Origin of the sequence: Streptomyces sp. NPDC049887 (assembly GCF_040656535.1) — a bacterium.
Lineage (GTDB): Bacteria > Actinomycetota > Actinomycetes > Streptomycetales > Streptomycetaceae > Streptomyces.
This window is the reverse complement of the sequence record NZ_JBFAMM010000022.1, coordinates 19,443-36,179: the sequence shown is the minus strand read 5'-3', so window position 1 is coordinate 36,179 and position 16,737 is coordinate 19,443. Positions and strand designations below refer to the sequence as shown.

Genomic DNA, 16,737 nt, shown 5'->3' with positions numbered 1-16,737 from the left:
TCCGCACCTTCCGCCGGTCACGCCGGTCGGACCGGCGTCAGTAGCCGCCTCCCTGGTACGGCCGGTTGTACGGATCGTCGTACGGCGCGGGTGTGGGTATCGGCCGCGGTGCCACGGCCGGCCGCATCGCCTCGTAACCGCCCGCCATCGGGCGGGTCATCGGCTGCGGGTGGCCGCCCGGGTAGCCGCGCGGACCGGCGGGCTGCTGGGGGATGTACGGGGCCGCCGCCTGCTGCAGCGGGACCGGTTGCGGCACGGGCTGGGGGTAGCCGTAGGCCGGACCGGGCTGGGAGGGGGCCGCCGGGAGGGCGGGGAGGGCCGCGGGCAGCGCCGGCAGGTAGCTGCTGCCGGTGTCGTACGCGGAAGGCACTCGGATCGGTGCGATCTGAGGCGTGCCCCGCTCAGCGACCAGGGAGTCGTAGATCGGGGTGTCGGGGAACGACGGCGCGGAGTAGTAACCGCCACCGTAGGTGGAGCGGGGGGAGGTCATGGCACATAAGTTAAGCCCACGATGTGCTGGTTGGGGAGCCCGATAAGAGGGTTGTTTGACGTGTTACCTGTGACTGGGATTCCCCAATCAGAGCGAATCTGGGAAAAACGGTCGTCCCGCGGCGACCGGATCGTGTAAAGAGCAAGCTGAGAAGGGGTTACCCACGGGTCGCGGGGGGTGTGCGGGCGGCACCGCGGCTACCTTGTCCGCACACACTTCTCCGGGCACGAGGACCGCGATGGGGGCGAGGATGTCCATGCTCAAAGGAGCCAATGTTCCGGTACCCGCACTGAACGTCCAGGTCGAGTTGGGCTGGAGTTCGGGAACGGGGGTCCCGGACGTGGACGCGTCGGCGCTGCTGCTCGACTCCGGATCGGGAAAGGTCCGCTCCGACGCGGACTTCGTCTTCTACAACCAGCCGACCCACGCGTCGGGCGCGGTGCGCCACGAGGGCAAGCACGCCGCCGGTGGTGCCACGACCGACCGGCTCGCGGTCGATCTCGGTCGCGTCGAGCCCGACGTCGAGCGGATCGTGCTCGCCGCCTCCGCCGACGGAGGCAGCTTCGGGCAGGTGCCAGGGCTGTACGTACGGGTCGTGGACGCCGCGGCGGGCACCGAGATCGCGCGCTACGAGAGCCAGGACGCGACGGTCGAGACGGCCTTCGTCCTCGGTGAGCTCTACCGGCGCCAGGGCGCCTGGAAGTTCCGGGCCGTGGGGCAGGGGTACGCCAGCGGACTGGAGGGCCTCGCCACCGACTTCGGCATCACCGTCGACGAACCCCGGCAGGCGGCGCCCGTGGCGCCGCAGGTGCCGGCGACTCCGGTGGCGCCGGCGTACACCCCGGCACCCGTCACCGCGCCGCCGCACGCGCCCGTACGGCTCACCAAGGTCACACTGACCAAGGAGTCGCCGACCGTCTCGCTCAGCAAGCAGGGCGGCACCTCCGGCGTCATGCGGGTCAACCTCAACTGGGAGGTGCGCAAGCAGTTCACGGGCTGGGGGGCCAAGCTCGGCCGGGCCGTGGCCATGCACGCCGATCTCGACCTCGACCTGTGCGCGCTCTTCGAACTCACCGACGGTCGCAAGGGAGTCGTCCAGGCCCTCGGCAACGCCTTCGGCGCCCTCCACCAGCCCCCGTACATCCACCTCGACGGCGACGACCGCACCGGCGCGGTGGCCGCCGGCGAGAACCTCACCATCAACCTCGACCACCGGGACAAGCTCCGCCGCGTGGTCATCTTCGTCACCGTCTACGAGGGCGCGCGCAGCTTCGCCGGCCTGAACGCCACCGTCACCCTCCAGCCGCAGCACGGCGCCCCCGTCGACTTCTCGCTCGACGAGTGCACCGTCCCGTCCACCGTCTGCGCCCTCGCCCTGATCACCAACCAGGGCGGCGACCTCGTCGTCCAGCGGGAGGCCCGTTACCTGGTGCCGGAACGCGGAGTGAGCCCCCAGCGCACCATCGACCACGCCTACGGCTGGGGCATGAACTGGACACCGGGGAGGAAGTGACCTAGGCGGGGCGTCAACGGTCGGGTGCGGCCTCGGGGCGGGAGTACGTACGCCCCTTCCAGGCCGCGCCCCGCCCCCGGTAGTGCTGCACCGCCGAGTCCACCGTCATCAGCAGGTAGAGCAGAGCGGTGAACGGCAGCGTCGGGGCGAGCCACAGCGTCTGCCGGTAGTAGCGGAGCACCGGGACGTACGTCGCCGCCATCACCGCCCACGCCACGAGTCCCGCCCAGCCGGCCACGGCGGACCCCGGTGCCCCCGGGAGCGCCGCGGCGTACACCGCGACGGGCGGCACCAGATAGACGACCGTGAGCCCCGCGACCGTCCCCGCGAGCAGCAGCGGACTGTGGCGAAGCTGGGCGTAGGCGCTCCGGGACACCATCCGCCACAGGTCCGCGAGCCGTGGATAGGGGCGGACGCTGTCCACCCGCTCCGCGAGCCCCAGCCAGATCCGTCCGCCCGCCCGGCGCACCGCCCGCGCCACGGCGACGTCGTCGATCACCTCCTGCCGCACCGACTCCGGGACAGCGGCGCGTTCGGCGGTCTCCGTGCGCATCAGCACACATCCACCCGCCGCGGCCGTGGCACGCGCGGGTTCACGGTTGATCCAGCGGAAGGGGTAGAGCTGGGCGAAGAAGTACACGAAGGCGGGCACGACCAGACGCTCCCAGCCGGTCGCCACCCGCAGGCGGGCCATCTGCGACACCATGTCCAGGCCGTTCGCGTTCGCGGCCGCGACCAGTTCGCTCAGACTGTCCGGCTCGTGCGCGATGTCCGCGTCGGTGAGCAGCAGGTAGTCGGGCCGGAGGGCGCGGGCCAGGGCGATGCCGTGCCGAAGGGCCCACAGCTTGCCCGTCCACCCCGGCTCCGGGTCGCCCGGCGAGGTCACCGTCAGCGGCAGCCCGTCGTACTGCTCGCCCAGCTTGCGGGCCAGTTCGCCCGTGCCGTCCGTACTGCCGTCGTCCACGAGCACCACCGCCGCCCTGCCCGGGTAGGTCTGCCGCAGCAGCGACGGCAGGCTCTCCGGCAGCACACCGGCCTCGTCCCTGGCCGGCACGACGATCACCACCGAGGGCCATCGCACCGGCGCCGACCGCTGCGGCAGCCGCTGGTCCGTACGCCAGAAGAAGCCCTGCCCCAGCAGCAGCCACAGCCACGCGGCAAGGGAAGTCAGGGCGATCCACGCAAGGGGGCTCATTCGCCGCAGTGTGCACCACATCGCGGGAACCGCAAGGCCCGTCGGCTAGGGTGACCGGGTGAAGATCGCGCTCATGGACTCGGGAATCGGCCTCCTCGCGGCGGCCGCCGCGGTGCGCCGGCTGCGGCCCGACGCCGATCTCGTCCTCTCCTCCGATCCCGACGGCATGCCGTGGGGTCCGCGCACCACGGAGGATGTCACCGAGCGCGCCCTCACCGTCGCCGGGGCAGCGGCAGCGCACCGCCCGGACGCCCTGATCGTCGCCTGCAACACCGCGTCCGTCCATGCCCTCCCGGCGCTGCGCGCCGCGCTGGAGCCCGACCTTCCGGTCATCGGCACCGTACCCGCGATCAAGCCCGCGGCCACCGGCGGCGGCAGCGTCGCCATCTGGGCCACCCCGCTCACCACCGGGAGCCCCTACCAGCGGCGGCTCATAGCGGACTTCGCCGACGGTGCCCAGGTCACCGAGGTGCCGTGCCCCGGCCTCGCCGACGCCGTCCAGTGGGCGGACGAGGCGGGAGTGGCCCGCGCCGTGGCCGCCGCGGCAGCACTCACCCCTTCGGACGTACGCGCCGTGGTCCTCGGCTGCACCCACTACGAACTCGTCGCCGAGCAGATCCGCGCCGCCGTGGCGGTGGGCCGCCCGGAAGGGCTCCCGCCGGTGGTGCTGCACGGCTCCGCCGTCGCCGTCGCCACCCAGGCGCTGCGTCGCGCGGGTGCCCGTCCCGCGCCTTCGGCCGCACCGGACGGCGGGCTCACGGTGCTGCTCAGCGGCCGTGAGTCGGAGCTTCCCGGAGCGGCCCGGGCGTACGCAGAGGGCAGGCTGCTCGAAGCGGTGCAACCGGTCACGCCCGCACACTGAGCGACAGGCTGCCGAGAGCCGGTTTGCGCGGGACGACCTGGGCAGAAGCGGAGCAGAGGAGCCGCTTCCACGGCTTCGCGGACCTGCCCACGAGGCAGTGCTCCCGAGCCGGAAGGTGAGTACTGTGCGAAGCATGACGGACCACCCCCGTGACAAGGGGCAGGCCGGAGAGCCGCCGCCCGCACTCTGGACCGGTCGCGCGACCAACCGACTCCAGTGGGTCCTGGCCGCCGCAGGAGCGGCCTGTATGGCCCTCGGGATCGAAATCGCCGTCGACGCGCCGTGGACGTCGGGCGTCGTCGCCCTGCTGATGTCGGTCGTCGGCTGCGTCGCCGCCGGTCTGCTGATGCTCTTCGGGACCCTCGCCTTCGTCCACGTGGCGGTGAAGGTCGACAAGGACGCCATGGAGGTGCGCTGCGGCCACATGGGGGTGCCCCGGCGCAGGATTCCGCTCGCACAGGTCGTCGGCGCCGAGTTCGTCCCCCAGGTCACGCCCTGCCACTGGGGCGGCTGGGGCTGCCGCTGGCGTCCGGAGCAGGGCACCGCCGTGATCGTCCGACGGGGCGAGGGAATCGCGCTCACCCTCGGCGACGGCCGCACCTTCACGGTCACCGTGGACGACGCCGAGACGGCGGTGCAGGTGATCCGCGACCACCTCCGGCCGGGCGCGTCCACGGGGCCGACGAAGGCCGCCTGACCGGCGGTGGAGCCCGTCCTCCCGCTGCCGAACCCGTTCTCCCGTCCGCACCGGGCGGCCGCCTCCTCCACCGCCGGGACGAGCGCCGGCCGGATGCCGGGACGATCAGCGGCCCCGTGCTACGCCGCCGACCTCCGCACCGAAGCCGCGAGCCGCCGGGGCGTCCTCCGTGCCGGGGCCCGCGAGTGGCACGGTCGGCGCCGTGCCGGGCCGAGCCGACGTCGGCGGGTCGCGCCGCCGTAGACTCCGGCACGTGAGCGCCACCATCACCCCCACCGGTACCCGGCAGCCCGTGCCCGCCTCCTCCGACCGGGCCGGCCGGCTGCTGCGGCGGCTCGCCAGGCCCGCCGGGGCCCTGCTGTCCGGCGGCATGCTGTTCCTGAGCTTCCCGCCGCGCCCCCTGTGGTGGCTGGCGCTCCCCGCCTTCGCCGTGCTCGGCCGGTGCCTCCACGGACGGCGGGCGCGGGCCGCGTTCGGGCTCGGCCACCTCGCCGGGCTGGGCTTCCTGCTGCCGTTGCTGATCTGGACGGGGGAGGAGGTCGGCGCCGTCCCGTGGCTGGCCCTGGCCACGGTCGAGGCGCTGTTCGTCGCGGTGACCGGTGTCGGGATCGCCCTCGTGTCCCGGCTGCCGCTGTGGCCGGTGTGGGCGGCCGCCGTATGGGTCCTCGGCGAGGGGCTGCGCGCGCGGGTCCCGTTCGGCGGATTCCCCTGGGGCAAGATCGCCTTCGGCCAGGCGGACGGTGTCTTCCTGCCGCTCGCCGCGCTGGGCGGCACCCCCGTGCTGGGATTCGCGGTCGCGCTGTGCGGCTTCGGCCTGTACGAGACGGCCCGCCGCCTGCGTGAGTACCGGAGGACGGGCGAGCTCCCGCGGGGGCCGCTCGCCGCTGCCGCGCTCACCGTCCTCGTCCCCGTCACCGCCGCCGTCGCCGCGCTGCCCCTCGTCGACGACTCGGCCGAGGACGGCACGGCGACCGTCGCGGCCATCCAGGGCAACGTGCCGCGGCTCGGCCTCGACTTCAACGCACAGCGCCGGGCCGTCCTCGACAACCACGCGAACCGCACCGAGCAACTCGCCGCGGACGTCGCCGCGGGCCGGGTGCCCGAGCCGGACTTCGTGCTGTGGCCGGAGAACTCCTCGGACCTCGACCCGTACCGCAACGACGACGCGCGGACGGTGATCGACCGGGCCGTCAGGGCCATCGGGGCGCCGACCGTGATCGGCGCCGTCCTGACCCCCGACACCGGGCCGCTGCGCAACACCCTGATCACCTGGGACCCCGAGAAGGGGCCGGTGGCCACCTACGACAAGCGGCATGTGCAGCCGTTCGGCGAGTACATCCCCATGCGGCCCTTCGTCCGCCTCTTCAGCTCCGACGTGGACCGGGTGCGCCGCGACTTCGGCCCCGGCGACAAGGTGGGCGTCTTCGATCTGGCAGGCACCAGGGTGGGCCTCGCCACCTGCTACGAGGCGGCCTTCGACTGGGCGGTGCGGGACACCGTCACGCACGGTGCCCGGCTGATCTCCGTACCCAGCAACAACGCCACCTTCGGCCGCAGCGAGATGACCTACCAGCAACTGGCGATGTCGCGGGTGCGTGCGGTCGAGCACAGCAGGGCCGTCGTGGTACCCGTTACCAGCGGTGTCAGCGCCGTCATCCGGCCGGACGGGACGATCGTGCGGCAGACCCGGATGTTCACCCCGGACGCCCTGGTCGCCGAGGTGCCGTTGCGGTCCTCCCTGACCCCCGCGACCCGCATGGGCACACTCCCCGAGGGCGTCCTCGCGGCGCTCGCGCTCGGCGCCATGGGCTGGGTGGGTCGCACCCGCGCGAAGGAGCGTCGGGCCGCGGCCCGTTAGGGTCGGTTCATGGGCATCCCCGACTTCATCCGTGAGATCCGGACCACCGCCGGTCACCAGCTGCTCTTCCTGCCGGGGGTCAGCGCCGTGGTCTTCGACGACGACGGACGGGTGCTCCTGGGAAGACGCGCCGACACCGGCAAGTGGTCGATCATCGGCGGTATCCCCGAGCCCGGTGAGCAGCCGGCCACGGCAGCGGTGCGGGAGGTGTACGAGGAGACCGCCGTGCGTTGCGTGCCGGAGCACATCGTGCTCGTCCAGACCTTCGCGCGGCCCGTGACCTACCCCAACGGCGACCGGTGCCAGTTCATGGACGTGTGCCTGCGCTGCCGGGCCGTCGGCGGTGAGGCACGCGTCAACGACGAGGAGTCGCTGGAGGTGGGGTGGTTCCCCGTCGACGCGCTGCCCGAGCTCGAGGAGTTCGCCCTCTTCCGGATCAAGCAGGCGCTCACCGACGGCCCGACGTGGTTCGACTCCACGGTGGTCGGTTGAACTATGGGCGTTGACCACATCGGTCGGCGTTCTCGCTGTCCCTAGGGTGCGGACCATGACCATGAACCAGGGTCCCGCCCCCCACCCCGTCCCCTCCGCCGGAAAGCCGTCCGTCTCCCTCGACCTCGGCGGACGTACCGCACTGGTCACCGGTGCCGCAGGTGGTATCGGGCGTGCCTGCGCCCTGCGGCTCGCGGCGGCCGGAGCCGCGGTCCGCGCCGTCGACCGGGACGCGGTGGGCCTCGACGCGCTGCTCGGACGGGCCCAGGACCTCGGTCTCGCGGGTGCCGTGGAACCCCTCGCGCTGGACCTGACCGACCTCGACGCCGCGGAGGAGGCCGCAGCCGGTACCGACGTGCTGGTGAACAACGCGGGCCTGCAGCTCGTCCGCCCCATCGAGGAGTTCCCCCCGGACGTCTTCCGGACCGTGCTCACCGTGATGCTGGAGGCCCCTTTCCGGCTGATCAGAGGAGCGCTCCCACAGATGTACGCCAAGGGATGGGGGCGCATCGTCAACCTGTCCTCCGTGCACGGGCTCCGCGCCTCGGCCTACAAGTCCGCCTACGTGGCTGCCAAACATGGTCTGGAAGGACTGTCCAAGACCGCCGCCCTGGAGGGCGCCGCCCGTGGAGTCACCTCCAACTGCGTGAACCCGGGCTATGTGCGCACCCCCCTCGTGGAGCAGCAGATCGCGGACCAGGCCGCCGCCCACGGCATCCCGGAGGAACGGGTGCTCACGGAGGTCCTGCTGAAGGACTCGGCCCTGAAGCGGCTCGTCGAACCGGAGGAGGTCGCGGAGGCGGTCGCGTACCTCTGCACCCCGCAGTCGTCCTTCGTCACCGGTGCGTCGCTCGTGCTGGACGGCGGCTGGACCGCGCACTGAACGGACCGTGGCGACGGATCCGCGAGCAGCGGGTGACGGAGTTGTCCACACGGGTCCCGCCGTCCACAGGGCTGGCGGGACCCCCGGCCCGGCAGGTATCCCTGTGACCATGTCCCATGAACAGGCCTCCTACCTGGAGCTGCTCGCACGCGGCGCGCCCGCCGAGGCGTACGACCGGCCCGCGTTGCTCGCGCGCGCGGACGGCGCCGGCCCGGAGACGCTGTCCGGCCTGGAGCACGCCAAGCAGCTCGCCCTGCGGGTGCGCGCCGAGCTCGAAGGCAGACGCCGCCGCGAGGCGGAGCTGTCCGCGCTGTTCGAGACCGCGCACGACCTGGCCGGGCTGCGCGACCTCGACGCGGTGCTGCGGGCCATCGTGCAGCGCGCCCGGTCGCTCCTCGGCACCGAGGTCGCCTACCTCAGCCTCAACGACCCGGCGGCCGGGGACACCTACATGCGGGTCACCGAGGGCTCGGTGTCGGCCCGCTTCCAGCAGCTCCGGCTCGGCATGGGGGAGGGGCTCGGCGGACTGGTCGCCCAGACCGCCCGGCCGTACGTGACCGACAGCTACTTCGACGACGATCGCTTCCGGCACACCCGCGCCATCGACTCGGGCGTCCGCGACGAAGGACTCGTCGCGATCCTCGGCGTTCCGCTGACGCTGGGCAGCCAGGTGATCGGCGTGCTCTTCGCCGCCGACCGCCGCGCCCGGGTCTTCGAGCGGGAGCAGGTGGCGCTGCTCGCCTCCTTCGCCGCCCACGCCGCGGTCGCCATCGACACCGCGAATCTGCTGGCCGAGACGCGGAGCGCGCTGGCCGAGCTGGAGCGGGCGAGCGCCATCATCCGGGACCACAGCGCCGTCATCGAGCGGGCATCGGACGTCCACGACCGTCTCACGGAACTGGTCCTGCACGGCGGCGGGGTGCGCGACGTCGCCGGAGCCGTGTCCGAAGTGCTCGACGGCACGGTGGAGTTCGCGGAACCGGACGCGCCCTCGCTGGCCGGCGTGGAGTTCACCGGCGCCGACGGCCACGCCGTGCGGCACGCGGACGACTGGGTCGCCGCCGTGTCCGCCGGAGGGGAGCTCCTCGGCGCGCTCGTGCTGCGCGGCCATCCCGCCCTGGACCCCGTCGACCGACGCACTCTCGAGCGGGCCGCGATGGTCACCTCCCTGCTGCTGCTGGCCCGCCGATCCGCCGGCGAGGCCGAGCAGCGGGTGCGTGGGGAACTGCTGGACGACCTGCTGGACGCACCCGGACGCGACCCCGGACTGCTGCGCGAGCGCGCCGCCCGGCTGCGGGCCGATCTGGACGCCCCGCACGTCGTGCTCGCCGCACGGATCGACGCCCCGCCGGCCGGAGAGGGCGGCGACCGGGCCACCGCCGACCGTCAGCGACTGTGGTCCGCGGCCTCGCACCTGGCGGCCACCCGCCAGGGGCTGGCGGCGACCCGCGACGGCGGCACGGTGCTCCTGCTCCCGATGGGTTCCGGCGACAGCGCGTCCGAGCTGGCAGGCCGGACCGCGAAGCATCTCGGCGGCACTCTCCGCGAGCCCGTCACCGTCGGCGCCTCGGCGCCGGTCGAGGTACCCGCCACACCCGGCTCGGTCCCCGCGGCCTACGCGGAGGCGCGGCGCTGTGTGGAGGCCCTTCGGCTGCTGGGCCGTTCCGGGGAAGGGGCCGCGGCACCGGACCTGGGGTTCCTCGGTCTGCTGCTCGCCGACACCGGCGACATCGAGGGCTTCGTCCACCGCACCATCGGCCCGGTCGCCGACTACGACGAACGCCGCGGCACCGACCTGGTGCGCACCCTCGACGCCTACTTCGCCGGCGGCATGAGCCCGGCCCGAACCAAGGACGAACTGCATGTCCATGTGAACACGGTCGCCCAGCGGCTGGAACGCATCGGCAGACTCCTCGGCGAGGACTGGCAGTCGCCGGCCCGTGCCCTGGAGATCCAGCTGGCGCTGCGGCTGCACGCGATATCGGGGGCGGTCGTGCGCTGACCGGGCCCCTTCGCGGGGCTGTGCCTCGCGGACCGTCCCCGGGGCGGCGGCCGCGGGACCGGCAGGGTATGCCGCCACGGTCGCCGGACGCGCCCCCGGAGTTACCGCGTCCGCTCCTCCTCCGGCCCTCGCGCCAGGGATGGGCAAGGACGCCCGCCGTCGCCCGCGTCCTGACAGCGGGTCCTGACCACGGGCTCGGTCCATGGGGCCTCGCCACGTGCACCCCGAACGGCTTCCCCCACCGGCGGGCGCACCCGGCACGCACCCACCCCCTCGCACGCCGGGAGCCGCGTGGACCGTGCACTACGGTCCACGCGGCTCCGGGGAGGGCGGGGGTTCAGGCGGAGGCCGGAGCGTCCGCGCTCGACCCCCGGGCGCCTCGGGCCGCGTCGTCGCCCTGGACGTCCGCCTCGACGGAGGCCAGGTCGCGGTCACGGGTCTCACGGGCGCACGCCACGGCCACGATCGTGAGCAGCGCGGCCGCGATGACGTACAGCGCGATCGGCGTGGAGGTGCCGTAGTCGGCAAGCAGCGCGGTGGCGATCAGCGGTGCGGGAGCCCCGGCGGCCACCGAGGAGAACTGGGCCCCGATGGAGGCGCCCGAGTACCGCATGCGCGTCGCGAACATCTCCGAGAAGAAGGCCGCCTGCGGTGCGTACATCGCGCCGTGCAGCACCAGTCCGACCGTGACGGCGAGCAGCAGGCTGCCGAAGGACCCGGTGTCGATGAGCGCGAAGAACGGGAACATCCACGCGCCCACGCCGACCGCGCCGATCAGGTACACCGGCCGGCGGCCGATCCGGTCGGACAGCGCGCCCCAGAGCGGGATCACCGCGAAGTGCACGGCCGAGGCGATCAGCACGGCGTTGAGGGCCGTCTGCTTGCTCAGGCCCGCCGAGGTGGTGGCGTAGACGAGGATGAAGGCGGTGACCACGTAGTAGCTGATGTTCTCCGCCATCCGGGCGCCCATGGCGATCAGGATGTCCCGCCAGTGGTGCCGCAGCACCGCCACGAGCGGCATCTTCTCCACCTGTCCGGACTCCGCCTTGCGCTGCTCGGCCTGCGCCAGCGCGGCCTTGAACACCGGTGATTCGTCGACGGAGAGGCGGATCCACAGTCCGACGAACACCAGCACACCCGACAGCAGGAACGGTATGCGCCAGCCCCATGATGTGAAGGCGCTCTCCGACAGCAGGGCGGTCAGCGCCGCCAGCACCCCGGTCGCCAGCAGCTGGCCCGCCGGGGCCCCCGTCTGCGGCCACGAGGCCCAGAAGCCTCGCCGGCGTGCATCGCCGTGCTCCGACACCAGCAGGACGGCTCCGCCCCACTCACCGCCGAGCGCGAAGCCCTGGACCAGCCGCAGCACCGTCAGCAGCACGGGGGCGGCGCTCCCGATGGTGGCGTGCGTCGGCAGCAGACCGATCGCGAAGGTCGCCCCGCCCATCAGCAGCAGACTCAGCACCAGCAGTTTCTTGCGCCCGAGGCGGTCGCCGTAGTGCCCGAACACCAGCGCCCCGAGCGGCCGCGCGGCGAACCCGACCGCGTACGTCAGGAACGACAGCAGGGTTCCCACGAGTGGATCGGAGTTCGGGAAGAAGAGCTTGTTGAAGACCAGCGCCGCGGCTGATCCGTAGAGGAAGAAGTCGTACCACTCGATGGTGGTGCCGATGAGGCTCGCGGCGACGATGCGCCGCAGTTTCGAGGACTCGGGTGGAGCGGTTGCCGAGGCGGCCATGAACACCACTTCCAGGCGTTGGCGGGGACGTTTGCGTGTCGGCACAACGTAGAAAGTGGCACGTCACCATCACATGTGGTGGGACACCATAGTTCTACCTGCCGGAGTGCACCAGCCCACCATGGAGGCGGTGTCAGGCTCTCCGCGAGGCCTCGATGAGGCCATGCGGAGCGCTGCTGGATGCACCCCGTATCGATGCATTTTGGCGGTTCTGTGGTGACTCCGGTGACCGGCGGCCGTACCGCCCCCGCCCCGTCACCGGCGCCCCACTCGTCACCGGCATCTCACTCGCCACCGGCGCGTCGCCCGGCACGGCCCTGCCGGGCGACCGCGAATCCGCCGAGGACGGCAGCGGCGCGCGACGGACCGGCCGCACCCCGAGCCCGGACCGCTACTCCTGACCGGGGACGGCCATCTCCCCGAGCGGCGACCAGTCGTCCTGCGGAACGTTCATGTGGACGATGCGCGGCGTCTCGGCCAGATGGGGCGGCAGTGTCTGCTGCGCCGCCCGGAAGTGCGCGGACCGCACATGCGCGCCTCCGGCCTCTTCGTCGCGGAAGGCCTCCACCAGGACGTACTCCGTCGGGTCCTCCACGCTGCGCGACCAGTCGAACCACAGACAGCCGGGCTCGGCGCGCGTGGCCCGGGTGAAGTCGGCGGCGATCTCGGGCCAGCGGTCGGCGTGCTCGGGACGGACCCGGAACTTGGCGGTGATGAAGATCATGGAATTCCTTCGCTGATGTCTGTGGTGATGTCCGCCGCGCGGCGGCGCGGCACGGAGAACGTCCGGGCCGGCCCGGAGCCCCACCCGCGGCCGGTCTCGTCGTGCACGACCGGCCGGTGGCGAGCCGAACCGAGGCGCGAGGTCGTTCCTCCGTCCTCCCGAGGCCGCACGGGCTCGCCGAGACAGGATCGTACGACCTCCCGTCCGCCGCCGGTCCGCGGACCTGCGGGAACGAACGCGCCGCAACGGTCCCGGGACGACTTCGCCGCCCAGCGTCCCGCCGCGGCCGTCCGGGCGGCTGCAGCCGCAAGGTGACGCGCAGGGCGCGTGCGCATCCCGACGGGCCGTCAGGACCGGAGCACCAGCCGGCCGTCCGCGTACGGCAGGACCTTGGCGCGCGGGAGATGGACCAGGACGCCCTCACCCGCCGGAACCCCCTCCTCCCGCGGTGTCTTGGTCCTCACGAGCTGCCCGGCCACCTCGACCTCGAGCACCCGCTGCGCACCGTGGTCCGTGACGCTCCGCAGTCTGCCGGGGAAGGTGTTGGGACCGGGCTCCGTGACGACTTTGACGTACTCGGGCCGGACGCCTACCTGGAGCCGGGCCGGGCTCTGCGGGATGTCCCAGGCGACGGCCAGCGTCCGGCCGTCCAGGGTGAACTGCCCGTCGGTTTGGTCCACGGTCAGGAAGTTCATCGCCGGTGAGCCGATGAAGTAGCCGACGTAGGTGGACGAGGGCGCCTCGAAGAGCTGCTCCGGGGTGCCCTGCTGTACGGCGCGGCCGTCCTTCATCACCAGCACCTCCTGCGCGAAGCTCATCGCCTCGTACTGGTCGTGCGTCACATAGATCACCGTGGGTCGGAACTGCTCGGTGATCTCACGGATCCGGCGCCGCAGCGAGTGCTTCAGCTGCGGGTCGATGACGGTGAGCGGCTCGTCCATCAGCACGGCCGCCACGTCGTCGCGGACCAGGCCGCGGCCGAGGGAGATCAGCTGCTTGTCGTCGGCGGTGAGCCCCCGGGCGGGCTGCCTCAGCCGGTCGTGCAGGTCCAGGGCCTCGGCGACCTGCCGGACCTTGGCGTCGATCCTCGCCTTGTCCCAGCGCCGGCACTGCAGCGGGAAGGCGAGGTTCTCGTAGACCGTCATGGACCTGTAGATCACCGGGAACTGGAAGACCTGGGCGATGTTGCGGGCCTTCGTGGGCCGGTCCGTGACGTCGACTCCGTCGAACAGCACCTTCCCCCGCGAGGGTCTGACCAGCCCGGAGAGGATGTTCAGCAGCGTGGTCTTGCCGCACCCGGACGGACCCACCAGCGCATAGGTCTTGCCCGGTTCGAAGGTCAGCCTCAGCGGCTTGAGGGCCCACCGCTCCTCTTCGACGCCCGGCGCGTACGCGTGCCCGACATCGACGATGTCCAACTGCGCCATGTCAACGCCCTTCCACTTCAGCGAGCTCGTATGAAGGTGTCCGCACGAGCGCCCCTTGCTCGTCGAAGGCGAACAACCGGTCGTCGCGCAGGTGCAGTTCGACCGGGTCGCCGAGGCCGATGTCGTGAATGCCCTCGACCTGCACGACGAAGGGGGTCTCGCCGACGGCAACATGGACGAAGGTCTCGGAACCGGAGATCTCCACGAAGACCGCCTCCCCCTCGACTCCGCCGGTGGCCGGGCCGACGTCGGTCGCGCGCAGGCCGAACTGGTAGCGCCCGTCGGGCAGGTCGGCCAGGTGCGCTGGGGCGGGTGCGGCCTGGAGACCGGCCGCCACGATCCGGCCGCCCTCGATCCGGCCCGCGAAGATGTTCATGGGCGGGTCGTTGACGATGGACGCGACCGTCGTGGTCGCCGGGCGTTCGTACACCTCCTGCGGGGTGCCGGTCTGGAGGATCCGGCCCTCGTGCATGACCAGCACCACGTCCCCGAGCATCATCGCCTCGGCGGGTTCCGTGGTCGTGTAGACGACGATGGTGTCGCCCCGGTCGGAGAAGAGGGTCCTGAACTCGTCGCGCAGTTGTTCGCGCAACTTGTAGTCCAGGTTCGCCAGCGGCTCGTCGAGCAGCAGGATGCCGGTCGCGCGGGCCAGGGCGCGGGCCATCGCGACGCGCTGCTGCTGGCCGCCGGAGAGCTGGGAGGGCTTGCGCTTCTCGAAGTCCGCCAGCCCCACACGCGCCAGGCTCTGCCGGACCCGACGCCGGATCTCGTCCCGTGGCAGCCCGGCCCGCTTCAGCGGGAAGGCCACATTGTCGAACACGTTCAGATGCGGGTAGTTGATGAACTGCTGGTAGACCATGGCGGTGTCGCGCCGCCACACCGGCGTCCTCAGGAAGTCCGCTCCCGCCCGGGTCAGCGAGCCGGAGTCCGCCTTCTCCAGGCCCGCGAGCACCCGCAGCAGCGTCGTCTTCCCGGCCATCGTCCGGCCGATGACGGTGTGGAGCCGTCCCGGCTCGAAGGTCGCGGTCACGTTCCTGAGGTGGTCGACGCCGTCGACGGTCAGGCACAGATCGGTGGCGCACAGGTTCATCGGACGGCTCCCGACAGGTTCCCCTTGGACAGCAGGCGCTCGACCCAGAGGGCGAGCAGGACGAGCGGTGCCACGCCGAACAGCGCGGCGGCGGACAGCGTCCACCACGGTGGAATGGAGGAGTTGAGGGCGACGACCGCCTGGGGCAGCGTCTGGACCTCGGTGAAGGTCAGCCGGAAGGCGAAGAAGAAGTCGTTCCAGCCGAACACGGCGCAGAACATCGCGGCCACGGTCAGGCCGGGCAGGGAGTTCGGCAGGATCGCCCGGACGAAGGTCCGGAACGGAGGGCAGCCGTCCAGCATCGCCATCTCGTCGATCTCCCGCGGGATGCCGTTGAAGAAGTCGACCATCACCCAGACCGCGATGGGCAGCAGCAGCGCCACCGTCACGATGACCAGTCCGGCGATGGTGTCCAGGAGGCCGCCCCACTGCAGGAGGTAGAAGAAGGGGATCACCAGGACGACGGGCGGCATGATCCGCTGGGAGACGAAGAAGAAGACGATGTCGCCGTTCTTGATGAAGCCCAGCCTGAAGCGGTAGCGGGACAGCGCGTACGCGGCCAGGGACCCCAGGGCCAGGCTGACGGCGGACGCGGCGACGGTGACGACGGCGCTGTTGAGGAACGGCTCGATCACATCGACACCGCCGGCGCCGCCGAAGATGTTGCGCCAGCCGGTGAGGGTGGGCTCGTACTGCGCCCAGGGGACGTAGGTGGGGCCGCCCTGGACCGCGTTGGCGTTCTTGAAACTGGTCGTCATCGCCCAGAGGAACGGCCCCGCGACGAAGCAGGCCCACAGCGCGATCACGGTGTACTTGAACACGGGGTAGAGGCGCGACCTCATGAGTCCCCCTTCAGCTTGAAGGCCCTGGTGAGCAGGGCGGCGACGACCGTCAGCGTGACGATCATCAGGACGAGGTAGGTCAGGGACATCGCCCCGCTGTAGCCGGTCTGCTGATCGCGGAGGCCCTGGATGTAGAGGTAGTAGCCCGGGGTCTCGGTGGAGGATCCCGGCCCGCCGGACGTCAGGACGTAGACGCTGTCGGAGAGCTTGGACGCCTCGATCAGCCGGATGATGACCGCGGCTACCGAGACCGGCGCCATCAGCGGGAACGTCACCTTCCGAAAGGTGCGCCAGGTGCCGGCGCCGTCGATCGCCGCTGCCATGAACGGCTCCTTCGGCAGACTCAGCAGGCCGGCCAGCAGCAGCAGGAACATGAACGGGGTCCACTGCCACACCTCGACGGTCATGAGCGCGACCAGCGCCGGCCCCGACTCGGTGAGCCAGGGGATCGCGGTCAGACCCAGCGTCTCCAGCAGGTCGTTCGCCGGTCCCAGGGACTCATGGAAGATCGTCTGCCAGATGGCGGCCATCACCACGGGCGTGGTCATCATGGGGACGAGGAAGAGCACCCGCCAGAATCTGCGGCCGCGTACCTCGCGCCAGACCAGCAGGGCCATGCCGAACCCGATGAGGTACTGGATCAGGACCGTGCCGCCGGCGAGCAGGACCAGCCGGGTGATGGAGGCCCAGAAGCGGCTGTCGTGCAGCATCGCGGTGTAGTTGGCCCCGCCGATGAAGTCCAGCTGCGGGTTGCTGACGTTCCAGCCGGAGAAGCTGACGCGGATGGTGAACAGAAGCGGGAAGATGATGATCAGAAAGAGCGTGAGCAGTCCCGGCAGCAGGAACATGCTCTTGTGCCGGCGCAGGCCGTCCATGGTTCTCCTTGCGGAAGGGGGGTGCCCCCGGGTGGCCGGCCCGGACCGGCCG

At 71.9% G+C, this 16,737-nt stretch carries 15 protein-coding genes; 7 read left to right on the top strand and 8 right to left on the bottom strand.

Annotated features, from left to right (window positions below; genetic code table 11):
- Nucleotides 1–37 precede the first annotated feature (37 nt).
- Nucleotides 38–490, bottom strand: a complete 453-nt coding sequence (locus AB0J10_RS24415) for a DUF6643 family protein (RefSeq protein WP_363064607.1) — start codon at nucleotides 488–490, stop codon at nucleotides 38–40.
- 250 nt (nucleotides 491–740) lie between these two features.
- Here AB0J10_RS24415 and AB0J10_RS24410 point away from each other — a divergent pair, with 250 nt between their 5' ends.
- The gene (locus AB0J10_RS24410; protein WP_363064606.1) at nucleotides 741–2,003 is read left to right on the top strand and encodes a TerD family protein; all 1,263 of its coding nucleotides are present in this window, start codon (nucleotides 741–743) and stop codon (nucleotides 2,001–2,003) included.
- Between the two features lie 13 nt (nucleotides 2,004–2,016).
- Here AB0J10_RS24410 and AB0J10_RS24405 read toward each other — a convergent pair whose 3' ends face one another.
- Nucleotides 2,017–3,198 (bottom strand): glycosyltransferase, encoded by a 1,182-nt coding sequence (locus AB0J10_RS24405; protein WP_363064605.1) that lies wholly within the window; start codon nucleotides 3,196–3,198, stop codon nucleotides 2,017–2,019.
- Nucleotides 3,199–3,256: 58 nt separating this feature from the next.
- Here AB0J10_RS24405 and AB0J10_RS24400 point away from each other — a divergent pair, with 58 nt between their 5' ends.
- The 6 genes from AB0J10_RS24400 to AB0J10_RS24375 all read left to right on the top strand — a co-directional run bounded on the left by AB0J10_RS24400 (nucleotide 3,257) and on the right by AB0J10_RS24375 (nucleotide 9,992).
- Complete coding sequence (locus AB0J10_RS24400) at nucleotides 3,257–4,060, top strand: aspartate/glutamate racemase family protein (protein ID WP_363064604.1); 804 nt, start codon at nucleotides 3,257–3,259, stop codon at nucleotides 4,058–4,060.
- A gap of 133 nt (nucleotides 4,061–4,193) precedes the next feature.
- Nucleotides 4,194–4,757 carry a hypothetical protein gene (locus tag AB0J10_RS24395; RefSeq protein ID WP_363064603.1) on the top strand — a complete coding sequence of 188 codons (564 nt, stop codon included), beginning with the start codon at nucleotides 4,194–4,196 and terminating at the stop codon, nucleotides 4,755–4,757.
- 253 nt (nucleotides 4,758–5,010) lie between these two features.
- Complete coding sequence (gene lnt / locus AB0J10_RS24390) at nucleotides 5,011–6,615, top strand: apolipoprotein N-acyltransferase (RefSeq protein WP_363064602.1); 1,605 nt, start codon at nucleotides 5,011–5,013, stop codon at nucleotides 6,613–6,615.
- Nucleotides 6,616–6,624: 9 nt separating this feature from the next.
- A complete protein-coding gene (locus AB0J10_RS24385; RefSeq protein ID WP_363064601.1) occupies nucleotides 6,625–7,107 on the top strand; it encodes an NUDIX domain-containing protein in 483 nt (160 codons plus the stop codon).
- A 55-nt stretch (nucleotides 7,108–7,162) separates the two neighbouring features.
- Nucleotides 7,163–7,990, top strand: a complete 828-nt coding sequence (locus tag AB0J10_RS24380; protein ID WP_363064600.1) for a 3-hydroxybutyrate dehydrogenase — start codon at nucleotides 7,163–7,165, stop codon at nucleotides 7,988–7,990.
- A gap of 109 nt (nucleotides 7,991–8,099) precedes the next feature.
- On the top strand, nucleotides 8,100–9,992 hold the full coding sequence (locus AB0J10_RS24375; RefSeq protein ID WP_363064599.1) for a GAF domain-containing protein: 1,893 nt from the start codon (nucleotides 8,100–8,102) through the stop codon (nucleotides 9,990–9,992).
- A gap of 337 nt (nucleotides 9,993–10,329) precedes the next feature.
- Here the strand turns inward: AB0J10_RS24375 and AB0J10_RS24370 are convergent, their stop codons facing one another.
- The 6 genes from AB0J10_RS24370 to AB0J10_RS24345 form a co-directional block, all read right to left on the bottom strand.
- A complete protein-coding gene (locus AB0J10_RS24370) occupies nucleotides 10,330–11,727 on the bottom strand; it encodes an MFS transporter (protein WP_363064598.1) in 1,398 nt (465 codons plus the stop codon).
- Nucleotides 11,728–12,118: 391 nt separating this feature from the next.
- Nucleotides 12,119–12,451 carry a putative quinol monooxygenase gene (locus AB0J10_RS24365; protein ID WP_363064597.1) on the bottom strand — a complete coding sequence of 111 codons (333 nt, stop codon included), beginning with the start codon at nucleotides 12,449–12,451 and terminating at the stop codon, nucleotides 12,119–12,121.
- A gap of 347 nt (nucleotides 12,452–12,798) precedes the next feature.
- Nucleotides 12,799–13,878, bottom strand: coding sequence for an ABC transporter ATP-binding protein (locus tag AB0J10_RS24360; protein WP_363064596.1), 1,080 nt, complete (start codon nucleotides 13,876–13,878; stop codon nucleotides 12,799–12,801).
- A gap of 1 nt (nucleotide 13,879) precedes the next feature.
- Nucleotides 13,880–14,968, bottom strand: coding sequence for an ABC transporter ATP-binding protein (locus AB0J10_RS24355; RefSeq protein ID WP_363064595.1), 1,089 nt, complete (start codon nucleotides 14,966–14,968; stop codon nucleotides 13,880–13,882).
- Nucleotides 14,965–15,810, bottom strand: coding sequence for a carbohydrate ABC transporter permease (locus AB0J10_RS24350; protein ID WP_363064594.1), 846 nt, complete (start codon nucleotides 15,808–15,810; stop codon nucleotides 14,965–14,967). The genes AB0J10_RS24355 and AB0J10_RS24350 overlap by 4 nt, the downstream gene beginning before the upstream one ends.
- The gene (locus AB0J10_RS24345; RefSeq protein ID WP_363064593.1) at nucleotides 15,807–16,685 is read right to left on the bottom strand and encodes a sugar ABC transporter permease; all 879 of its coding nucleotides are present in this window, start codon (nucleotides 16,683–16,685) and stop codon (nucleotides 15,807–15,809) included. The genes AB0J10_RS24350 and AB0J10_RS24345 overlap by 4 nt, the downstream gene beginning before the upstream one ends.
- Between the last annotated feature and the right edge of the window lie 52 nt (nucleotides 16,686–16,737).

Coding starts and splice junctions, on each gene's coding strand:
- AB0J10_RS24355 (WP_363064595.1), bottom strand. CDS start 14,968: ATGAACCTGTGCGCCACCGATCTGTGCCTGACCGTCGACGGCGTCGAC.
- AB0J10_RS24365 (WP_363064597.1), bottom strand. CDS start 12,451: ATGATCTTCATCACCGCCAAGTTCCGGGTCCGTCCCGAGCACGCCGAC.
- AB0J10_RS24415 (WP_363064607.1), bottom strand. CDS start 490: ATGACCTCCCCCCGCTCCACCTACGGTGGCGGTTACTACTCCGCGCCG.
- AB0J10_RS24410 (WP_363064606.1), top strand. CDS start 741: ATGTCCATGCTCAAAGGAGCCAATGTTCCGGTACCCGCACTGAACGTC.
- AB0J10_RS24360 (WP_363064596.1), bottom strand. CDS start 13,878: ATGGCGCAGTTGGACATCGTCGATGTCGGGCACGCGTACGCGCCGGGC.
- AB0J10_RS24380 (WP_363064600.1), top strand. CDS start 7,163: ATGACCATGAACCAGGGTCCCGCCCCCCACCCCGTCCCCTCCGCCGGA.
- AB0J10_RS24395 (WP_363064603.1), top strand. CDS start 4,194: ATGACGGACCACCCCCGTGACAAGGGGCAGGCCGGAGAGCCGCCGCCC.
- AB0J10_RS24385 (WP_363064601.1), top strand. CDS start 6,625: ATGGGCATCCCCGACTTCATCCGTGAGATCCGGACCACCGCCGGTCAC.
- AB0J10_RS24375 (WP_363064599.1), top strand. CDS start 8,100: ATGTCCCATGAACAGGCCTCCTACCTGGAGCTGCTCGCACGCGGCGCG.
- AB0J10_RS24345 (WP_363064593.1), bottom strand. CDS start 16,685: ATGGACGGCCTGCGCCGGCACAAGAGCATGTTCCTGCTGCCGGGACTG.
- AB0J10_RS24405 (WP_363064605.1), bottom strand. CDS start 3,198: ATGAGCCCCCTTGCGTGGATCGCCCTGACTTCCCTTGCCGCGTGGCTG.
- AB0J10_RS24350 (WP_363064594.1), bottom strand. CDS start 15,810: ATGAGGTCGCGCCTCTACCCCGTGTTCAAGTACACCGTGATCGCGCTG.
- AB0J10_RS24370 (WP_363064598.1), bottom strand. CDS start 11,727: ATGGCCGCCTCGGCAACCGCTCCACCCGAGTCCTCGAAACTGCGGCGC.